Here is a 20,291-nt window from a genome sequence, read left to right as displayed (position 1 = left end):
CCAGCCGCTCGGCGGCCGGCCGGTTCCCGCCGGCCGGCCGCCGGTCAGCGCGGCGGACAATCGTGTTCGGCGCCGACACTCCGCGAGCCGTGCCACGACCTCCACAGCGCCTCGTACACCCCGCCCGCCGCGACCAGTTCGTCGTGGGCTCCGACCTCCACCACCCGGCCGTCGTCCATGACCACCACCCGGTCGGCGTCGCCGGCCGTGTGCAGGCGGTGGGCGATCGCGATGACGGTCCGCCCCTCCAGGACGGCGGCGAGCGAGCGTTCGGCGCGCCTGGCCGTACGGGGGTCGAGCATGGCGGTGGCCTCGTCGAGGATGACGGTGTGCGGGTCGGCCAGGATGACCCTGGCCAGGGCGAGCTGCTGGACCCGGTCCGGGCCGAGAGTGGTGCCGGACGACTGGGACCCCAGCTCGTCGTCGAGCGAGGCGACCCAGTCGGCGCCGACCGCCGCCAGCGCCTTGCCCAGGCGGTCGTCGCCGGCCGTCGGATCTGCCAGCAGGAGGTTGTCGCGGACGGTGCCGAGGAACAGGTGCTGTTCCTGGGTGACCAGGACGACGTGCTCGCGGAGCCGGGCGGGGGAGAGGTCGGCGACGGGCACCGAGCCGACGGTGACCGTGCCCAGACGGGGCCGGTCGATGCCGGCCAGCAGCTTGCCCAGGGTGGACTTGCCGGCTCCCGAGGGGCCGACGACGGCCAGGCGCTCGCCGGGCCGCACGGTCAGATCGACGCCGGTCACCACGTCGTCGCCGCCTTCGTAGGCGAAGTGCACGCCGCACGCCTCGATGCGGTCGCCCTGCGGAGCCGCGGCGGCGACCTCCTCCCGCGCCGGTGTCGCGAGGCCCTCGATCCTGGCGAAGGAGGCGCCGCTGCTCTGCAGCTGCTCCAGCCAGACCAGGATCGTCTCGATCGGCTGGCCGAGCCGGCGCAGGTAGAGCACACAGGTGACGACCGCGCCCAGCGTGACCTGGCCGCGGTCCAGGAGCACCCCGCCGAGCAGCAGCACCAGCACGGGCGGCAGCAGCGAGGAGACCTCCACCGAGGGCCAGAGCACGCTGCGCAGGAAGAGGGTCCGCAACTGGGCGGCCCGGCTGCGCTCGATCACCCGTTCCGCCGCCCGCGTTCGCTTGGCCTGCAGGCCCAGGACCTCGATGGTGCGGGCGCCCGCGGCGTTGGCGGCCAGGTGCTCGGCCAGCTCCGAGCGGGCGGCGCCTTCCTCCAGGTAGGCGGGGCGGGCGCGGCGAAGGTACCAGCGGGAGGCGGCCACGATCCCGGCCGGCGCGAGCAGGCCGCAGGCGCCCAGGACCGGGTCGACCAGGAAGACGGCGACGATCAGGAAGAGCGCCTGCAGGCTCGAGACGAGGATCGCGGGGGCGGCGTCGCGCAGGGTGCGGCCGACGACGGCCACGTCGGTGGTTCCGCGGGCGGTCAGGTCGCCGGTGCGGATGTGCTCGACCGTGGCGGCGGGCAGGGCCAGCACGCGGTCGAGGAGTTCCGCGCGGATGCGTTCCTGGACACGCTCGCTGAAGCGGGTGCCGATCTTCTCGGCGTACCTGGACAGGACCAGCTGGGCCAGCGCCGCGCCCACGGCGATCGCGGCGAGCAGGTCGACCGCGCCTCCGGCGCTGATGGAGTCGACGATGCGGCCCAGCAACCACGGGCTGACCAGCGCGGCCGCGGCCGCCAGGCTGTTGAGCAGCAGCGTCGCGGTGAAGCCCGGCACGTCGCGCCTGACCAGGCGCAGAGCGGCCCGCCGCACCTGCCGGCGGTCGGCGATGGGCAGGTCGCGGTTCATGCGAGCACCGACCGGTAGGCGGGGGTGGACTCCATCAGCTCGCGGTGGGTGCCGGCGGCGGTCACCCGCCCATCCTCGATGAACAGCACCTGGTCGGCCTGGGCGAGCAGCAGCGGCGAGGTGGTGGCCACGACCGTCGTGCGGCCGGCGCGTGCCGCACGGAGCCGCCCCGCGAGGAGGGACTCGGTGTGCGCGTCCAGGGCGGAGGTGGGCTCCACGGCCAGCAGCACCTCGGGCTCGGCCAGCAGCGCCCGGGCCAGGCGCACGCGCTGACGCTGGCCGCCCGACAGGTTGCGGCCGTCGGGTTCGATCATCGAGTCGAGCCCGTGGCGCAGCCCTGCGACCACGTCCTGCGCCGCGGCGACGTGCACGGCGCGGTGGACGGCCTCGTCGTCCGCCTCGCCCCTGCCCTGGAGGACCTCGCGCAGCGTGCCCGCGAACAGGGCGGCGTCGTGGTCGGCGATCAGGGAGGTGCCGTCGAACCCGCCCAGCCCTTCGAGCAGCGCCACGCTCTCCTCGGGCCGGGCGCTGACCAGACCCACCAGGCTCCCCGGCGCGACCTCCGGCCCGGCGGGCCGGGGCCGCTCCCCGGCGCGCAGCGCGAGGAAGCGGGTGACCTGGCGGGCGGCGACCAGGCCGTGGCTGATCTGGAAGCTGCTCTCGATGAAGGAGGCGACCGGCACCACCAGCACGGCGATGTACCCGTATACCCCGACCAGTTCGCCCACCGTGATCGCCCCCTCGGCCGCCAGCCGGGCGCCCAGCCAGGTGACGGCGGCCAGGAAGAGGGCGGGCAATCCGGCGCCCAGCGCGCCGATCCAGCTCGTCAGCGACGCCACCCGGTAACCCTGCTCGCGCAGGCTCGCCGAGTCGGCGCGGTACCGCTCGGCGTAGGTGTCCTTGCCGCCGAAGGCGTTGAGCACCCGCAGCCCCTCGATCAGGTCGACCAGGCGGGTGGTCAGCCTGCCCTGGTTCTCGCGGTAGCCGTTCTGCACCTTCATCAGCCGCCCGAGCAGCGGGCCGAGCAGGATCGCCAGCAGCGGCACGCCCAGCAGCACCACCACGGCCAGCACCACGGAGACCTGCAGCAGCAGCGCCGCCACCACGCCGTAGCTGATCACCGCGCCCACGCCGGGGCCGGTCACCGTCAGCGAGGCGGCGATGGTGACGACGTCGCCGATGCCGATCGTCACCACGTCGCCCGTCGAAGTGCGCCTGGGCAGGTCGGCGCCCAGCTTGTTGATCTGCTCGACCAGGGCGCGCACGGTGCGGAAGTTGGCGTCCATCCGGATCTTGGTCATCGTGCGGTGCCGCAACATCGCCAGCCAGGCGTTGACCAGGCCGGCGCCGAGCAGCGCCAGCACCCAGCCGGGCGCCAGGTCGTCGTCGATAGCCCTGGACAGCAGGTACGGCGGGAGCGTCAGGCCCACCATCCAGAGGGTTCCCAGCGTCGCGCCCAGCGCGACTCGGCCCTTCTGCGCCCAGGCCAGCCAGCACAGGTACCGAGCCGCCTTCATGGTCGATCACGCTAGAGCATGGCTTTGGCCCCTCTTTGCCCGCCCTGGAGCGGCAACGTCGTGTCCGCTCCCATGCAGACGAAGCCCGCGGACGCGGCCATTGCGTCCTTGCCGCCGGCCTGCTGAGCCCGGGCGAGGGCCTCCGCCGCGGAATGCCCTTCGCGCAGCAGCCGGTGCACGCCGACCATGACCGGTGCGGTCTCGGCGTCGGGGACGGAGACGACGGGCGCGATGATCGTCTGTGCGCCCAGCTCGAGGAACGTCGCGCTCAGGCCGAGCAGCTCGTCTCCGGCGCGCACGACCGACCTCCCGCTGTCGCAGGCCGCCAGGACGACCATGTGCGGCGGCCGGTGCAGCCGCTCCAGGTCGTAGATGGTCAGCGGGCCGTCGGCGAGCAGGAGAGAGGAGAACAGCGGGTTGGTGGCGTGGAGGCGGCCGTGCGCGGCCAGGTGCGCCAAGAGGGATCCGTCGAGGGCGTCGAGGACCCGGTCCGCCGTCGCCCCCGATCCGACCAGCAGACAGGGCGCCCCGTGCAGGGAGGCGACCGTCTCCGCCTCGGCCCGCGCGCCGGGCAGCCCGGGCCCCGCGGCCGCCATGATGTGCCCGCCCGCGTCCCGAGCCTGGGCGGCGGCGTGCCACAACGTCGCTGAGGGGGAGACCGTCACGGCGCGCCCGGAACACGACGGCAGGACCGACCACGCGAGAGACTGCAGCGGTCCGCTGGGGACCACGACCAGTGGGCGGTCCGCGACGGCGTCCATGAAGGGTCCGAGCAGCATCGCGTCGAGCTGCGCGGCGGCGTCGCGCAGCATCGCCTGGGCCGCGGACCTGCTCGCGGCCGGGACGCGGCCGGTCAGGCGGCGCAGCGCGAACGGAATCCGGTCGATCAGGTCGCGGACCGGCGCGAGCGGCGCGAGCGACTCCACCCGGAGGCGCCCGGCGACGACGCCGACCGCGTGCAGGCGACCGGCCAGCTGGAAGAACTCGATGAGCGCGCCGTCTCCGATCCGCTCGCGCAGGAGGGCGACGGGCACGGGGCGGTTCGCCGGCGTTCTGACCGGTGGCCGGCGGCGGCAGTGGTCGCGGATCCTGCGCTCCAGCGAGATCTGGTCCCGGACGAGGTGGGCGCTGTCGCGGCCCGCCTCGCGCGCGTCCTGGATCTCGTGCACGGTCGCGCGCAGTTCGGTGAGCGTCGCGGCCAGCGCGGGGTCGTCGGGAGGCCGGGCGGGGCGCGTGAGCAGATGACTCACCCGCGCCTGTTCCGCCCAGGTGAGGACCCGTTCCGGCCTGCCTCCACGCAGCGCGATGCGCAGGCCGACCGCGGCCAGTTCGGCGCGGAACTGTGAGCCGTAGGCGCGCAGGTCGGTGGCGCCCAGGGTGGCACGGTGCTCGTCGAGCACGCGCAGGCCCGCCCGGACGGCGGTGGCCGCACCGCGAACGTCGCCCCTGTCCATGCGGAGGAGCGCCTCGGCCTGCCACGCGCGGCCGCGGAGGAGTGCCGGCCCGTGCAGGCGTCGCCTGGCCGCCTCCTCGAGCGAGCGGCGGCCCCGGGCGGTCGCCCCGCGATCGAAGGCCGTCTGAGCCGCGAGCAGCCGGGCTTCGACCGCGCTCGCGGGCCAGTGCGCGGCGGCGAGCGCGGTCGCGGAGCGTTCCAGCGCGCCGACGAGAGCCGGGTCGCCCGGCGTGCGGAGCGCTTCCGACCGCAGGACGACGAATCGCGCCAGGACGGACCATTCGCGCCGTCGCTGCCGGCCGAACTCGACGACGGACCGCCGGGCCTCCTGGAGGGAACGCTCGTGGTCGCCCTGCAGGATCGCCGCGCGCGCGAGCAGCAGCCGTACCTCCGGCAGGCCGATCACGCGGTTGCGCCGCTGGAGTTCCTCGACGGCCTCCTCCGCAGCGGCCCTGGCCTCGGCGACCAGGCCGGCCGACAGCAGCAGTTCGCTGCGGTCGATCAGCAACCAGCCCAGTTGGTGGGTGCCGAGCGTGCGGAAACGTTCCTCGGCCACGTCGAGATGGCTCAGCGCGGTCGGGATGTCGCCGTGCACGGCGGACACCCAGCCCAGATTGAGCCTGACGATCGCCAGTGACAGGTCGAGGCCGAGTTCCCTGCACAGTTCCTGGGCCTCGCGCAGGTCGGCCTCCGCCGCCGAGAACTCGTGCCGGTACCCGTGCACGATCGCCCGGTTCGACAACACCCGCTGCAGCCACAGGTGGTCACCCGCCCGGCGCAGGACGGGTACCGCCGCCCGGTAACACGCGAGCGCGTCGCCGAGCCTGCCGAGATGGTTGAAGACCGCGGCACGCTGGGCGTCCGCCCGCGCGCGGGCCGTGCCCTGCAGATCGGGCAGCGCGGTGTCGATCTCGCGCAGCGCCTGGTGGGGGCGGCCGCTCAGGCTCAGCACGAAGGCGAGCCTGATCCTCGCCTCCGCGGCGGTCGCCGGCGACCGGGCCCGCCGGCCGAGCCTGATCGCCGCGCGCAGATGTCCGGTCGCGGTCCTGAGGTCGTACAGATGGACGGCGGCGATGCCGAGCGCGCGCTCGGCGATCGACTCCAGGATGAGGTCGCCCTTCGCGCGCGCCCCGGCGGTGACGTCGGCCGCCCACGCCGTCAGCCGTGCGGGGTCGGCCTCGGCCAGCCGCAGCATCTCTCTGGCGGGATCGGCCTCCGTCGTGTTCACTTCCCGAAGTGTGCCGGATAGTTCTCGGGCCGTGATGTATCAAACCGGAGATAACACTCCTCTGTATGAGTGCGGGTATTCCGTCTCGCGGAAGGGGACCTCACGTGAACGTCGAGCGGCAGATACGAACGGGCTGCGAGGCCTACGCGGACGACCAGTTCGTCGTGGAGCTGGCGCACCAGCGGATGGTCACGGACATGATCGAGGAATGGGCGGGTCGCGGCGGCGATCCGGCCCCGGACAAGGCCTGGGCGGAGCACGACAGGAGCGAACCGCTCGGCCTGGCCCTGCTGGACCTGCCCGGTCTCCCGGCGGTGGACTCCGTTCTCCGCGCTGATCCGGAGCTCCTCGCTGAGGCGCAGGCGGCGCAGGACCGGGGCTACCTGGGGGAGATGGTGCCCGCGGTGGACCTGCTGCTGTTCGCGCTGCGCAAGCGGGCCCGCGACCAGTACGGCGGGTGGAACGTCACCGTCGGCAAACACCGGCTGCTGGACGGCGTCGAGGGGTCGCCGTACACGGGGGGCGCGGGAATCGAGGTCCCCCAGGCCGCCGAGGCCTTCGCGCTGCCCGGCTCGACGGACGCGGGCGCGCGGCCCGTGCGGGTCGCGATCCTGGACAGCAGGATCGCCGCCCATCCGGCCCTGGCGGGCAGATATCTCGCATCGAGCGGCGCCCTGCTGCCTGCCGGCGCGCAGGAGCCGCCGTCGTCTCTGGCCGGGCACTGCACGTTCGTGGCCGGGCTGATCCTCCAGCGGGCGCCGGACGCCGAACTGCTGATCCGGTCCGTGCTCAGCGACGACGGCGTCAGCGTCAGCTCATGGGACGTCGCCAAGAAGATGATCGGCTTCCTCGACGAGGACGTGGATCTCCTGAACCTCTCCTTCGGCTGCACCACCGTCGACCACGCCGTGCCGCTCGTGCTCGCACGGGCCGTCGAGCGGCTCGCCCCCCGCATGTTGCTCGTCGCCGCCGCGGGGAACCACGGCGCCGCCCGTCCGTCGCACGACGGGCAGGTCACGGCCGCGACGCCGGTCTGGCCCGCCGCGTGCGACGAGGTCGTGGCCGTCGGTTCCTTCGCCGCCGGCTCGCTGGAGGAGCGTGCGCCCTTCAGCCCCAACCTGCCCTGGGTCGACCTCATCGCGCCGGGCGAACAGGTCCGCAGCCTCTACCTGGACGGTGACGTCCGCCTCCGCGTGCGCGAGGAGGGCGGGCTCGTCGACTCCGGGCTGAGCCGCTTCGCCGGGTTCGCGATCTGGAGCGGGACCTCGTTCGCCGCGGCCGCCGCCAGCGGGGAGATCGCCCGGCTGGCTCAGGACAGGCGGATCGGCGTTCAGGAGGCGATCCGGCTCGTCCGCGAGCCCGGCGAGACCTCCCCGCTGTCCCAGGGAGACGTCCGGCCCTTCGTCGTCGAACACTGAGTTTCCGCATAGGAGGTCCCATGGCAGAGGATTCCACCCTCGCCGACCTCGTCGTACGAGCGCAGAAGGGCGATCAGGACGCCTGGGGCCGCATCGTGGAGCGCTACGCGCCCTTCGTGTGGGCGATCTGCAATCGTTACCGGCTGAACCGGCAGGACAGGGATGACGTCGCTCAGATGGTGTGGCTGCGCACGGTGGAGAAACTGGGATCGCTTCAGCAGCCGGAGGCGTTCGCGGGCTGGCTGGCGACCGTCACCCAGCGGGAATGCCTCCACGCTTCGCGGGCAGTACGCAGGCGGGAGAGCAACGAGCACGCTCTCGACCTCGAGAGGGAGATGGGCGACGAGTCGGTGATGATCGGCCGGGAACTGGAGAGGTTCGAACGCCGGGCCGCCCTTCGCGCGGCCTTCGCGCAGCTGCCCCCGCACTGCCGGCAGCTGCTGCTCCTGCTCGCGCAGGAACAGCAGCTGTCGTACCGCGAGATCGCCGAACGGCTGTGCGTGTCCATCGGAGGCATCGGTCCCACCCGGGGCAGATGCCTCGCCAGGCTCCGCAGAAGCCCCCATCTGAAGGGTTTTCTCGGTCCCGCGGCCGGGAGCGCGGGAGGCGGCGGAGATGCCTGAGCACATGCCCGAACAGTGGAGAGACGACGAACTGCTGGCCGAACTCGCCATGGCTCTGGGGGCGGACGAGGTGCCGCCCGAGTTCGTCGAGCTGGGCAAGGCGATGTTCGCCTGGCGGGACATCGACGGCGAGCTCGCCGCGCTCATCTACGACTCCGAGTACGACGGTGACCGTGCCGGCGCTCTCCGGAGGGACGAGTCCGCGCCCCTGAGGGCGCTGACCTTCTCGTCCGCGGAGGTGACGTTCGAACTCGAGATCATCCCCGACGCCGTGCTCGGTCAGGTGGTTCCGTGCCAGGTGCTCGACGTCCACGTGCGGGTCCTGTCCGGCGAGGACGTCGTGGTGACCACGGACGACGTCGGGTGCTTCACGATCCGTCCCATTCCGGCCGGCCCCTTCTCCCTGCACTGCCGTACGGAGACGGGGACCAGGATCGCCACCGGCTGGATCAACATCTGAGGGCGGTCCGCGGGGGACCCGCGGGGTCATCCGGGCGAACGTGACAGCGGGCCCGCGCGGCGACGCGCGGGCCCGCTGCCGTCGTGCGGGTCAGCGATCGGTGACCAGCGTCACCTCCCCGTCCTCGTCGATCAGGCGCTGCAGGACCTCGTACGGCAGCCACACCAGCGGGTAGGCGGTCCCCCAGGAGTTGACCAGCCGTACCGCCTGGCGGCTGTCGGAGGCTCGGTAGACGCAGATGGCGTGCCCGCCGCGGACGGCGCCGAGGTCGCCCTTGCCGATCCAGCCGCCGTCGCCTGGACGGTCGAAGTTCGAGTACCAGTTGCAGCCCAGCACGACCGGGGTGCCGTTCGCGATGCAGGTGCGGACCTCGTCGACCGTGGTCGCCCAGCGGTTGGCCGCGATGCCGTCCGTGAGCGAGACGGCCTGGCGCAGGCCGCGGAAGAGCCGGCAGTGGCCCTCGTCGCGCAGGACGTCCATGGCGGCCCTGACCGAGGTGCCCTGGTCGTCACCGGGATTGGTCGACGGCCATTCGTCGACCTCCTTGGCGCGCGACCACAGCCAGCGCGCGTCGTAGAGCGGCCGGTTGAGCACGGACATCATCCAGGACGAGGAGAAGCCGACGCACGCGCCCTCCCGCCGCTGGTCGTAGTGGCGGCGGAAGGCCGGGAGCGGCAGGGCGCGCTCGACCGTCGCGACCGTCTCCGGGGCGACCGCGGAGTAGGGGTAGCGCTCGACGTGCCGCCAGTCGGCGGGCGCGCGCCTGCCGAGAGGAGGGGCACCGGTCCGGTCACCGTTCGTGATGTTCATCGATGGTCTCTTCCGTGATCGTGGGGAGGGGGATGGCCAGTCCGTCGCGGACGAGGCGGGCCCAGGCGGTCACCGCGTCCACGCCGATGTCCTGGCCGAGCCGCACGCTGAGCGCGGCGGCGAGTGCCGCCGGGTCCGGGTGATCGGCGAAGGCCCGAGGGCTGGAGACGCCGAGGAGGATGAGGGCCTCTCTCACCGGTCTCGGCAGGACGGTCAGGGAGAGCAGCGCCACCTTGTCGAGCAGCGCGGCGAGGTCGACGCCGAGGCTCAGGCCGGCGAGCGCCGCCGATCCCGCCGGGGCGCAGGCGAGCCTGGCGAGGTCCTCCACCGAGTAGACCCGCAGGGCGTTGAGCCGGGCGACGGCGTCCGCGCTGAGCTCGGTGAGCACGGACAGCGGCTGGTCGAGCTGGTCCGCGCTCGGCAGCCGCGCCCCGAGGACGGGCCGCACGCGCATCCGGATCTGCCCGAGCTGCTCGTCGGCCGGCGCCCGGTCGACCACCTTCGCGCGCACCTGGCCGAGACGGTCGAGCTGCACCGCCACGGGAACGCTGAGGTCGAGCTCGTCCACCACGTACGCGCCCACCGTGCTCGGATACCGGGCGAGCTCGCTCTGCATCCGGTTGACGGCCGTGGCGATGGTCTCGCCGAGTTCGTGCAGCACGACGTCCCCGTCGGGGCGGGGAACACCGGCGATCTCCAGGAGCACCGTGCCGGTGCCCGCGGCGTCCCAGCCGACCTCGTCGTCGAGGGTGGCCACGAGGGCGTCCGCCGTGTAGAGCCGGAAGAACAGAGCGGGAGGGACGTCGGCGGGCAGGGCCAGGTCGAAGGTGCCGTCCTGAGCGGTGTACGTGGCGGCGCCGAGCAGGCCACCCGGCCGGGGGGCCTTGTCCCACGCCTCGACGCGCAGGCCGGCCACCCCGGACCTGGTGACCTGGTCGACCAGCCGCCCGGAGACGCGGAAGACGGCCGGCGCGGCGGCGGGCACGTCCACCTCGCAGAACACGGTGGCGGCGTCCGCGTGCCAGGCGGCCGTGGCGACCTGCTGTTCCCCGACGCGGATTCCACCCCGGTAGAGACGCAGGCCGAGCTCCGGCGGGCCGCCGTCGGGGCCGGGCGGCACGCTCACGGAGAACCGGCCGTCGCCGTCGGTGGAGGCCTGCTTCAGCAGCACGTCGAACCGGACGCCGGACACCTCGACCCGCAGACCCGGCACGGGGGTACGGGCGGCACGGTCCAGGGCCTGGCCGTCGAGCTGGTATGCGGCCGGCCGGTCAGGGGCGACGTCGAGCACCAGGCGGACGGCGCGCAGCCCGCGGTCCTCCCACGCGGCCGGCCAGTCGACGCTCGCGACGCGTTGGTCTCCCGACCAGACGGCGAAGGTCGGCGCCGGCGGGGTGTCGAGCACCTGGGCGAAGCCGAGCGCGAAGTCGCCGGAATCGCTCGTCGTGGCGTCGCCGACCGGGTTGGCCCACAGACCCGACCGGTCAAGCAGTTCGACCCGCAGACCGCCAAGCCCCGATCCGTCGGCCTTCCGCGTCACCGTCCCCGTGACCGCGAAGTTCCCGGCCGGGGAGAAGACCACGTCCGCTTCGACGTCGTGCTCGGTGACGGACCAGGTCCCCACACGAGGCCGGTCGCCCTCCAGGGAGAGCCGCAGCTCGGTGGGGACGCCGGGCTCGGTGAGCCGCAGGGTGAACCACCCTCCCCGGCCGGTCGGCGCCTTCTGCCGTCCGCCGGAGAGGGCGGAGGCCGTCACGGTCAGCTGCTCAGGAGCCGGATCCTCGCCGATCAGGGCACGCCCGAAGATCGGCCGTGTTCGGCCGCCCCCGTCGTCCAGCCAGATCACCGGCTGCCCGCCCCGCCGGTCGTCCACCGGGACCTGGACGACCGCGGCGAGCGCCCTCGGGTCGAGGTCGGCCGCCCCCTTGCCGTGGTGCACCCGCAGCACGACGTCCCCGCGCAGCGCGGGGACGTCGAGCGCGAACCGGCCGTCCGCGTCGGTGGGGCCGGCCGCCATCGGCAGGTGACGGCCCGGGCGGTCGCCGACCTGCCAGGCGCTCACCACGGCGTCGGCGACCCCGGCCCGGTCGGACCGGTTCAGCAGCGTGCCCTTCATCCGTCCCCCTCTCCCTGCTCCGCGGGCAGGTACCGCAGGCCGACGGTCAGGTGGCCACCGGCACCGGACGGCAGGCCGACCAGTGCGGCCGTCGCCTGTCCCGGTTCGCGTTTCGGTAGCAGCCGCATCGCGACGGGGATCCTGAAACGGACGGCCGACCACGTCAGCACGGTGGGCGTGATCCCGGTCTCCCCGAAGGCGTCCAGGCTGTCCAGCCCGCGCTCGTCGAGAGCCAGCTGCGCGTCGACGAGCCCGTCGCCGGCGGCCGCGAGCAGATCGGTCAGCGCGACTTCCATGCCGTCACCTCGGGCTCGGGATCTCGAGGTGGTACGCGGGGTCGGTCGGAGGTTGCAGGAACCGCCCGACCCGGCCCTCGGCCTTGACCGCGCGCTCGAAGGCGGCCTGGTCGCGCACCGAGCTGGGGGCGACGTCGATGACCGTGAGCACCCGCGGGTCCGCCGTGTGCCTGGACACGTTCTGTGCCCCGACAGCGACGATCTTGCCCTCCATATCGGCCCTGATCGTGGCGGGATCCCGGCCTGCGGCCTTCGACGCGACGTACACGTCGACGACCTGGTCGCCGTACGAGCCGTAGAGCTTCTTCTGCGCCGCGGGGCCGTACCGCTCGCAGTTGTCGTACATCACCCGCGCCTGGTCCCTCGGTGAGCGCTGGGTGCTGGTGATCAGCGCGTCGGACAGCCCGGCCGCGCGCAGCACGTCGGTCAGGACGCCGAGCGCGTAGGCGGGCACCGCCGCGCGGTCGGCCCGCTCCGCCCATCGGACGGTCGGCTGCGGGGCGGCGACCGATCTCGGTGGCGGGGACGGGGACGAGCCGCCGAGCAGGACGTCCAGGCCGACGGCCGGCCTGGTGGGATGCTCGCGGAGCACGGCGACCGCGTCGTTGAGGAAACGGACGAAACGGTCGACGTGCGCTCCCGTGCCGATCGGGTACTGCCGCAGCTTCCAGCGGTTGCCCATGCCCCCCTGGTAGTGCAGCCGCCCCGCGTTGTACGCGGCAGCCACCAGCGGCGGGTCGAGCGAGGTCTCGCGGGCCTGTTTCGCGATGTAGGCCGTTCCCGCCGTGATCGAGTTGCCCGGCACGAGCAGCCACGCGCGATCCAGGCTGAGCTGGAGCGTCTCGCTGGCGGTGGAGATGAGCGTCTGCGTGAGCCCGGCGCTCACCCGGTGCGGAGTGGCCTCGTCCGAGGTGTAGCCGGGCTCCTCCCTGACCGCGTCGGCGTTGCCGCCGGACTCCGTGCAGATGGTCGCGATGATCAGTTCGGCGGGGACCCGGTACGCCCTGGCCGAGACGTTGATCTGCCGGGAGTAGGCGTCCCAGACCCGGGTGACGGTGCGCGGGCTGCCCTGCGTCCGCTCGACGCCGGTGCCGCTGATCTCCACGCCGGAGGAGACCAGACGCCAGGTGACGCTGTCCTGGTAGCCGTGGAAGTCGGTGAGCCCGGCCATCCCCGTCCCCTCAGACCGAGATGGCCGCGGACTGGCTGACCAGGCCGAAACTGACCCGGACCAGGGCCTGCACGGGCTGGTCCTGATCGGGCGCCGCCACCTTCCTGGTGATGTCGACCGACATCTCGCCCTGGGCGTTCGTCTTGCCGGGGCTGGTGAAGTTGAGCGTCGGCTCGCTGATGGTGATCGACAGGTTCTTGTCGTTGTTCGGGCTGCCGTCGGTCTTCTTGAGCACGGCGGTGATCGCGACCTTGTGGGCGGTCACCGGCTTGGTCTCGTCGTTGTCCTGATGGACGTCGGTACGCGCGCCGACCTGGAGTTCGAGCCTGGGCCCTTTCTGCAGCACGAACGGCCGGGGGAGTTGCACGTCGGAGCGGGGCTCGAGGGTCGCCTCCATGTGCAGCTTGCCCGCGGCGAGGTCCTGGCTGACGGACGCGTCGACGCCGGTGGAGGTGTTGCTGTAGGAGGTGCTCGCGGACGCGTTCATCCCGCCGCCGAAGAGCCCGAACCCGCCGCTGACGCTCGCCCCCGCGGAGAACGCGCGCTGCTGGACGTTGAAGCCGCTGCGGGAATTGAATTCCTGCACGTTGGCGTCGGCCTCGAGGTAGACCCGCCTCCACTGGTACGCGGTCGGCATCAGGTAGTTGATCAAGGGCAGCTTCTGCATGTGGACTTCGCCCTTGTCCATCGTGCCGTCGTCGTCCTTGATCTGCTGCTCGAAGACCGCGATGACGTCGATCTGCGTCTCGGACAGCGCCTTCGCCGTCTCCCTGAGGTTCTTGTCCAGCTCCGACTGCGCGGCGGCCACGGCCAGCCCGACGCTCTTCACCAGCTCGCCGAACGCGACGCCGTTGCCTGTCATCTCGTCGGCCACGTTCGAGTCGGCGGCCGTCTCGCCCACCGTGAGCGGTTCCGCCCTTGCCGTCGCCACGCCCATCTCGCGGATGGCCTCCATGGTGGCGGAGACGTCACCGGGAACGGTTCCCGGTACGGCCAGGGCCGCTTCCGCGGCCTCGGCTCCCGTGGGCTCGGCCTGCTTGCCGGCTCCCGTTCTCGCGGGGCGGGGCGTTGGCTTGTCCGTCATGATCCAGCCTCCATCTGCTGAGTTCCTCTGACCTATTCAGAGAGGGCGGGGAGACCGGCTGATACATCGGATCAAGGAAAAGTCGCGGTGATGTGGGTCGTGGAGAACAATGGGTGATCATGCACAGGTTCGTGGATGTGCATGCTGACCGGCGCCGACAGTGTGGGTGATCATGCACGGGTTCGTGGACATGGGCGCTGACCGGCGCTTACGGTGTGGGTGATCATGCGCGGGTTCGCGGACATGGGCGCTGACCGGCGCCGATGCTGTTCGTGATCATGCGCGTGTTCGGGAAGACGTGCGCAGAGCTGCATCGACGGCCTCTGTGATCATGCACTGGCGGTGAGCAGCCGAGCCGTCCTGCGGATGTACGGCCGGCGGGCGATGCGTGGCGGTCCAAACGTAGAAGGTGGCACTCCTCTATCAACGGGTGCCGCCTTCTCTGCATGATCACGAAATTCGTTCGCGCAGGTCGAACGGCATGCCGCCGAATTCGTGCATGATCACGGCTTGGGGGCGGGCAGGTGGGAGGCCGTTTGCGCGAGCCTGTGCATGATCACGCGGAAGGGGCAGGCGGAAGGGGGACGCGGAAGGGGTCAGGGGCTGGGGACGGATGTTCCGTGTTGCCGGGACAGCCGGAGCCGGATCCGCCCGGAGTCCCTGGCGGCCTCGAGCACCACCTTCTCAGCGGCGTCAGGCACGAGGCGGAGGTCGTGGGTGATGAGGATGGTGGTGCGCCCGGACATCAGCCTGCGGAGCGGTTCCATGATCCGCGCCGCCGTCGGCTCGTCGAGTCCGGTCATCGGCTCGTCCAGGACCAGCACCGGGGTGTCACGCAGGATCGCCCGGGCGATCGCGATCCGCTGCCGCTGGCCCCCGGACAGCAGGCGCCCCCGCTGGCCGATGGGCGTGTTGTAGCCCTGGGGGAGCCCGCGGATGAAGTCGTGGGCGCCGGCCGTGACCGCGGCCTCCACGATCTCGGCCTGGCTCGATTCCGGGCGGCCGTAGGCGATGTTGTCGCGCACCGTCCCGGAGAAGACGAGATTCTCCTGCTGGAGCAGGGTGACGCGGTTGCGCAGGACGTCGCTCGGCAGGTCGCGCAGGTCTGTGCCGTCGAGCAGGATCCGCCCCTCGGTGGGGTCGTAGAACCGCAGGAGCAGCTTGGCCACGGTCGACTTGCCTGCGCCGCTCGGCCCCGTGCACACGATGAGCTCGCCGGGCAGCGCGCTGAACGACAGGCCGCTCAGCGTCGGCCGGGACCGGCGGGGATAGGTGAAGCCGACGTCGAGGAACTCGATGTGCCCGCGGACCGGAGCGCTCGGGGTGCGGGCGCCGGGCCGGTCGGTGACGGCGGGACGGGCGCGGAGCACCTCCATGATGCGGTCGGATCCCGCGCCCGCCTCGGAGACGGTGAGCGCGATCTCCCCGAGCCCCTGGACCGCCGGATACAGGTAGGCCAGATAGGCGGCGAAGGCCAGCAGTCCGCCGAGGGTGAGCCGGCCCGCCGCGATCTCCCACGCGCCGAACCCGATGATCACGAGCATGCAGACGGTCTCGATGACCTGTACGGCGGGGCCGTACAGAGCGGAGAGCCTGGCCTGCCAGAGGTTGGCGGTCAGCCAGCCACGGCCTGCCTCGTGCAGACGCCCCGCCTCGGCCGCCTGGCGGTTGTAGGCCTGGACGACCGACTGGTTCGACAGGGCCTCCTCGACGGTGCTGTTCATGACGCCGTTGCTGAAGCGCTCACGCGCCGCCGCCCGCCTGAACCGCGAGGCGAAGGCCTTGGACACCAGGAGGAAGGCCGGGATCATCGCGAAGGTCACCAGGGCGAGGTCCCACCTGATCCAGAAGGCGGCCGCGGAGAACAGGACCGCGCTGATCACCGCGGTGATCAGCCGGATCAGGCCGGAGGCCACGAGTTCCTCGATGGCCTCGATGTCGTCGGTCAGCCGGGCCATCAGGTCGCCCAGCCGGCGGTTTTCGAAGAAGTCAGGGGTCAGCGTCTGGAGATGGTCGAACACGCTGTCGCGCAGGCGCAGCAGGAAGCGCTCCCCGCCCACGGCCGCGCCGTACGCGCTGACGAAGGACGCCACGGCCGCGACCAGGGCCAGGCCGAGCCAGGCGAGCGCGGGCGCCCAGAAGGCGGTGAGGTCGTGGGTGCTGAGGACCTCGTCCGTGATGAGCCCGAAGAGCCGGATCGCCGCGATCTCGCAGGCGGTGGCCAGGATCGCGGCGGCGACGCCGAGGACGAGCAGCCGGCGCAGGCCCCGGGTGTAGGGCCAGAACCGCCGGAAGGTCTTCCGGATGGAGACGATGGGCGCCACCGTGGGGGCGTCCGTCCCCGCACCCGCCGAGAAGCCCATGAAGGAGGGGAGCCGACGGGTGACCCGCCGGCTCCTTTCTGGTCCTCCAGATGTTGTCACCACCACCAGCGCCTACGACGCCAGCGACGCCAGCGCCTGCGCCGACGTCTCCTGCAACAGCCCCAGCTGTCCTCGGACATGCTGAGGTTCGTCGGGAAGATCTTGTTTAGGCTCATCGATCCCTCCCTTTGGTTGGTTCCCCCGAGTAGGTCCAATTCCGACATTAACCCCAGAAAGGGATAAATAGCCATGCGGGGAGTGCGTGAGGAGGCTCACTTCCACCGATGGGTCTGAACGATGGAAACACCTCGCGTGCGGCGAACGCATAGAGGCCATTTCCCGCGGCGGTGCGCCGGTCGCCCGCGCCTGGCGAGGATTCGCCCCACGGGACGGACGTCTCGAGGTCCCCGGGCGGTGATCGTCGGCGCGGCCCTTTTTCCGCCGCATTCCGGCCTGGGTATTTAATGCGTATCGGACTTTTTGCCGTGGCCTATACGGTTTCGTCCGTGAATCGCCCTCTCCTTTACGCCGTTCTCGTGCCGGCATTGCTCATGACCGGCTGCACGGCCGAACCTTTTACCCCCACCTCACCCGCCTCACCTGTCAGCGCGTCAGCGACGCCGACGCCGACCGGGGACGCGTACGCGGCCTGGCAGGCCGGACGCTCGACGCCCGTCGCCGACCCGATCTACCCGGAGCGGGGCACCGACGCCCTTGACGTGCTCCACTACGACCTGGCGCTCGACTGGTCGCCGTCCACGCGTGTGCTGACCGGCACGGCGACCCTCCAGGTCCGGCCGACGAAGGACGCGGCGTCCTTCAGCCTCGACTTCAAGCCCTACGACATCGACTCGCTGACGGTCGACGGCGCCCCCGCGACCGGCAAGGTGGCCAAGGAGAAGCTCACCGTCGCCACCCCCGTCACCGCGGACAGTCCGTTCACCCTCGTCGTGGCCTATCACGGCAGGCCCACGACCACCCCGATGCCGTCCAAGCGCAGCGACTCCGCGCCGCTCGGGCTCACCGTCGGCAAGGACGGCGGCCTGTGGACGATGCAGGAGCCGTACGGCGCCTTCACCTGGTATCCGGCGAACGACCAGCCGTCCGACGAGGCGCTCTACGACATCGCCGTGACGGTGCCGAAGGGCTGGTCCGGCATCGCGAGCGGCACCCCCATGGGGCAGGACGGCGACACCTTCCGCTACCAGAGCACCGATCCCGTGGCCTCCTACCTGACGACGCTCGCCGTAGGGAAGTACAAGAAGGCCGCCGGGAAAGGCCCGCACGGGCTGCCGCTGACCTACTGGTACCGGCCGGGCGACAAGGGCGCCCTCCCCGTCCTGAAGCAGTCCCCGAAGTACCTGGCCTGGCTGGAGAAGAAGTTCGGCCCCTATCCTTTCCCCAGCGGCGGCGTCGTCATGGTGGACTCCGAATCGGGGATGGAGACCCAGCAGATGATCACCCTGGGGTCCGCCGTGTTCTCATACGGTGCGGACCAGTTCGAGCTGGACGTCGTGCACGAGTACGCCCACCAGTGGTTCGGCGACGCCGTCACCCCGGCCGACTGGCGGGATCTGTGGCTCAACGAGGCCTGGGCGCAGTACGCCCAGCTGGTCTATCAGAAGGAGACGGCTCACGCGACGGACGCCGCCCTGGACGCCTGGTTGCGGCAGTCCGACTCGGCCCTGCGCAAGGAGTTCGGCCCGCCCGGTCACCCCAGGCCGTCGGAGTTCGCCATGAGCAACGTGTACATCTGCGGGGCGGCGATGCTCCGTCAGTTGCAGAGCGTGATCGGCGACAAGAAGTTCTTCGCGCTCGCCCGCGACTGGGCGCAGGACCACAGGAACACCCAGCAGACCCGGGCCTCCTTCACCGCCTTCGTCAACGAGCAGACCGGCCAGGACTTCACCGCGTTCATCGACGCCTGGCTGGACTCGCCGACCACCCCGCCGAAGTCCCTGAAGGACCGTCGGCGCTAGGTCCTGTCTCCCTAGAGCTCGTTGACCAGGCGGTGTTCCCACGCCCACGCCGCGATCTCCACCCGGTTGCGCGTGCCCAGCTTCATGTGGACGCTGCCCAGATGCGTCTTGACGGTGCCGACGGCGATGAACAGGCGCTCGGCGATCTCGGCGTTGGTGAGGCCGCGGGCGGCCAGCTTCACCACGTCGAGCTCGCGGGGCGACAGGCCCGAGTCGTTGTGCGCCGGGACGGGGGGACTGAGGTGCCGCAGCAGCCGTACCGTGATCGACGGGCTGATCAGGGCGTCGCCGGACACCGCGGCCCGGACCGCCTCCACGAGCAGCGACGGCCCGGAGTCCTTGAGCAGGAACCCGCACGCGCCGGTGCTCAGCGCCGTGTGCACGTATTCGTCCAGATCGAAGGTGGTCACCACGACCACCTTGATCGGGTCGGTGACGCCCTTGCCCGCCAGCAGCCGCAGCGCCTCCAGGCCGTCCATCCGGGGCATCCGGATGTCCAGCAGCGCCACGTCTGGCCGCAGTCGCCTGGCCAGGGCGACCGCGGCCATGCCGTCCGCCGCCTCGCCGACCATCTCCATGTCCGGCTGACTGTCGATGATCATGCCGAAACCGGTCCGGACCATGGCCTGATCGTCGGCGACTATCACGCGAATCACCGCGCCACCCCCTGATTGAGCGGCAGCGCCGCGTCGACCACCCAGCCGCCGGCGGCGCCGGGCCCGGCGGAGATCCGGCCGCCGAGCGTCCGGACCCGTTCGGTCAGGCCGATGAGACCGTACCGCTGTTGCCCACGAGGCGCGGCCGCGCGCGGGGCGGCGCCGTCGTCGGTCACCCGGACGAAGAGCCACTCCGGGCCGCGGAAGACCTGCACGTCCACCGACCGGGCGCCGTCCGCGTGCCTGCGGGTGTTCGTCAACGCCTCCATCACCACCCGATAGGCCGTGGTGGAGACCTCGACGGGGACCACGTTGAGGTCTCCGTCGACGTGCAGCCGGGCCGCCGGCGCGCCGGAACCGTTGAAGCCCGCCAGCAGCGAGTCGAGATCCGCCAGTCCGGCCAGCGGCGCCAACGGCGCGTCCGGCGCGGCGTCCGGGTCGCGGAGCACGCCCACCATCCGCCGCATCGAGTTCATCGTCTCCGCGCCCGCCTGCTCGATCTGCTCCAGGGCGAGGATCACCCGCCGCGGGTCCTGCTCGGCGATGAACCGCGCGCCCTGCGCCTGGACCACGATCCCGGTGACGTGGTGGGCGATGAAGTCGTGCAGTTCCCTGGCGAACTCGGCGCGCTGCTCGGCCCGGACCGCGGCGAGAGCCCGCTCCCGCCCGTGGTCCAGGTACCGCATGTAGGCCCCGCCGGCGGTCGCGCCGGCCGCGCCGAGCGAGAGGAGGAGCGCGGCTATGAGGTACGAGTCGTCGGTGACACCGCGCGACGGCAGCACTATGAGGGCGAGCCCCAGGGCCAGAACCGCGCCCACAGCCGGCCTGGGGGCCGCCCGGCGTGCCACCACGTAGAGGCTCGCGAACAGGCCGCAGGTCTCGGCGAAGCCCCAGACCCCCGTCGCGCCGAACCCGACGGCCATCGTGGCTCCGGTGACGACGATCGACGCCGCGGCGACCAGCAGAGCCAGCGTCGGCAGGCGCCGGGACCCCTGCGGGTGCGCGGGCAGCCAGACCAGCACGGTGACGACCGCCAGCCCCACCCGTATCAGGGACAGCAGACGGCCGGCGTCGTCATACAGCTGGAGCATGCCGAAGCGGAGGTCGATGATCCCGAGCACCGCCATCACCATGAGCCCGGTCACCTGGCCCAGGCGCCGCCAGCCGTGCCGGACCTGCGGAGTCATCACCGGGACCAGAGTAGTCAGCGCGCGAACATCCCATATCGGTCGAAAGTCATAGTCGGCGCCGAATTGAACCCCGCCGTGGGCCGATGTGCCGTCCCACGCCCTGCGGCGACGCTTCTCCAGTCTCGATG

15 protein-coding genes are annotated in these 20,291 nt (G+C 72.0%); 4 read left to right on the top strand and 11 right to left on the bottom strand.

Going from position 1 to position 20,291, the window contains the following annotated elements:
- Positions 1-44: 44 nt before the first annotated feature.
- The 3 genes from Pka01_RS12710 to Pka01_RS12700 are packed head-to-tail and all read right to left on the bottom strand — an operon-like array spanning position 45 to position 5,997.
- A complete protein-coding gene (locus Pka01_RS12710; RefSeq protein WP_203882908.1) occupies positions 45-1,799 on the bottom strand; it encodes an ABC transporter ATP-binding protein in 1,755 nt (584 codons plus the stop codon).
- Positions 1,796-3,316, bottom strand: a complete 1,521-nt coding sequence (locus Pka01_RS12705) for an ABC transporter transmembrane domain-containing protein (RefSeq protein WP_203882907.1) — start codon at positions 3,314-3,316, stop codon at positions 1,796-1,798. The genes Pka01_RS12710 and Pka01_RS12705 overlap by 4 nt, the downstream gene beginning before the upstream one ends.
- Positions 3,317-3,327: 11 nt before the next feature.
- Positions 3,328-5,997, bottom strand: coding sequence for a CHAT domain-containing protein (locus tag Pka01_RS12700; RefSeq protein ID WP_203882906.1), 2,670 nt, complete (start codon positions 5,995-5,997; stop codon positions 3,328-3,330).
- 104 nt (positions 5,998-6,101) lie between these two features.
- On the opposite strand from Pka01_RS12700, the gene Pka01_RS12695 reads away from it, so the two are divergent.
- From Pka01_RS12695 to Pka01_RS12685, 3 genes are read left to right on the top strand one after another with little or no spacing between them, the layout of a single operon-like run.
- Positions 6,102-7,415, top strand: a complete 1,314-nt coding sequence (locus Pka01_RS12695; RefSeq protein ID WP_203882905.1) for a S8 family peptidase — start codon at positions 6,102-6,104, stop codon at positions 7,413-7,415.
- Positions 7,416-7,435: 20 nt separating this feature from the next.
- Complete coding sequence (locus Pka01_RS12690) at positions 7,436-8,038, top strand: RNA polymerase sigma factor (RefSeq protein WP_203882904.1); 603 nt, start codon at positions 7,436-7,438, stop codon at positions 8,036-8,038.
- Positions 8,031-8,498, top strand: a complete 468-nt coding sequence (locus tag Pka01_RS12685; protein WP_203882903.1) for a peptidase associated/transthyretin-like domain-containing protein — start codon at positions 8,031-8,033, stop codon at positions 8,496-8,498. Before Pka01_RS12690 ends, Pka01_RS12685 begins: the two co-directional genes overlap by 8 nt.
- A 90-nt stretch (positions 8,499-8,588) precedes the next feature.
- Here Pka01_RS12685 and Pka01_RS12680 read toward each other — a convergent pair whose 3' ends face one another.
- From Pka01_RS12680 to Pka01_RS12655, 6 genes are all read right to left on the bottom strand, one after another.
- Positions 8,589-9,308 carry a C1 family peptidase gene (locus Pka01_RS12680; protein WP_203882902.1) on the bottom strand — a complete coding sequence of 240 codons (720 nt, stop codon included), beginning with the start codon at positions 9,306-9,308 and terminating at the stop codon, positions 8,589-8,591.
- Positions 9,289-11,424, bottom strand: coding sequence for a hypothetical protein (locus tag Pka01_RS12675; RefSeq protein ID WP_203882901.1), 2,136 nt, complete (start codon positions 11,422-11,424; stop codon positions 9,289-9,291). The genes Pka01_RS12680 and Pka01_RS12675 overlap by 20 nt, the downstream gene beginning before the upstream one ends.
- Entirely contained in the window at positions 11,421-11,720 is a 300-nt protein-coding gene (locus Pka01_RS12670) for a hypothetical protein (protein ID WP_203882900.1), read from the bottom strand. Before Pka01_RS12670 ends, Pka01_RS12675 begins: the two co-directional genes overlap by 4 nt.
- Positions 11,721-11,724: 4 nt before the next feature.
- Positions 11,725-12,891, bottom strand: coding sequence for a transglycosylase SLT domain-containing protein (locus Pka01_RS12665; protein WP_203882899.1), 1,167 nt, complete (start codon positions 12,889-12,891; stop codon positions 11,725-11,727).
- A gap of 10 nt (positions 12,892-12,901) precedes the next feature.
- Positions 12,902-13,975 (bottom strand): hypothetical protein, encoded by a 1,074-nt coding sequence (locus tag Pka01_RS12660; protein WP_203882898.1) that lies wholly within the window; start codon positions 13,973-13,975, stop codon positions 12,902-12,904.
- A gap of 596 nt (positions 13,976-14,571) precedes the next feature.
- Positions 14,572-16,338, bottom strand: a complete 1,767-nt coding sequence (locus Pka01_RS12655) for an ABC transporter ATP-binding protein (RefSeq protein WP_203882897.1) — start codon at positions 16,336-16,338, stop codon at positions 14,572-14,574.
- 506 nt (positions 16,339-16,844) lie between these two features.
- Between Pka01_RS12655 and Pka01_RS12650 the strand changes: the two genes are divergently transcribed.
- The gene (locus Pka01_RS12650; protein ID WP_203882896.1) at positions 16,845-18,317 is read left to right on the top strand and encodes a M1 family metallopeptidase; all 1,473 of its coding nucleotides are present in this window, start codon (positions 16,845-16,847) and stop codon (positions 18,315-18,317) included.
- A gap of 11 nt (positions 18,318-18,328) precedes the next feature.
- Here Pka01_RS12650 and Pka01_RS12645 read toward each other — a convergent pair whose 3' ends face one another.
- Together Pka01_RS12645 and Pka01_RS12640 are read right to left on the bottom strand one after the other, a co-directional pair.
- Complete coding sequence (locus Pka01_RS12645; RefSeq protein WP_275414451.1) at positions 18,329-18,973, bottom strand: response regulator; 645 nt, start codon at positions 18,971-18,973, stop codon at positions 18,329-18,331.
- Positions 18,970-20,160: a sensor histidine kinase gene (locus Pka01_RS12640; protein ID WP_239114946.1), complete on the bottom strand. Its 1,191-nt coding sequence runs from the start codon at positions 20,158-20,160 to the stop codon at positions 18,970-18,972. Before Pka01_RS12640 ends, Pka01_RS12645 begins: the two co-directional genes overlap by 4 nt.
- Positions 20,161-20,291 lie beyond the last annotated feature (131 nt).

It is taken from the genome of Planotetraspora kaengkrachanensis (genome assembly GCF_016862895.1).
Taxonomy (GTDB): Bacteria; Actinomycetota; Actinomycetes; order Streptosporangiales; family Streptosporangiaceae; genus Planotetraspora; species Planotetraspora kaengkrachanensis.
Note: the sequence above shows the minus strand (reverse complement) of the source record. Positions and strands in the feature narration are given on the sequence as shown.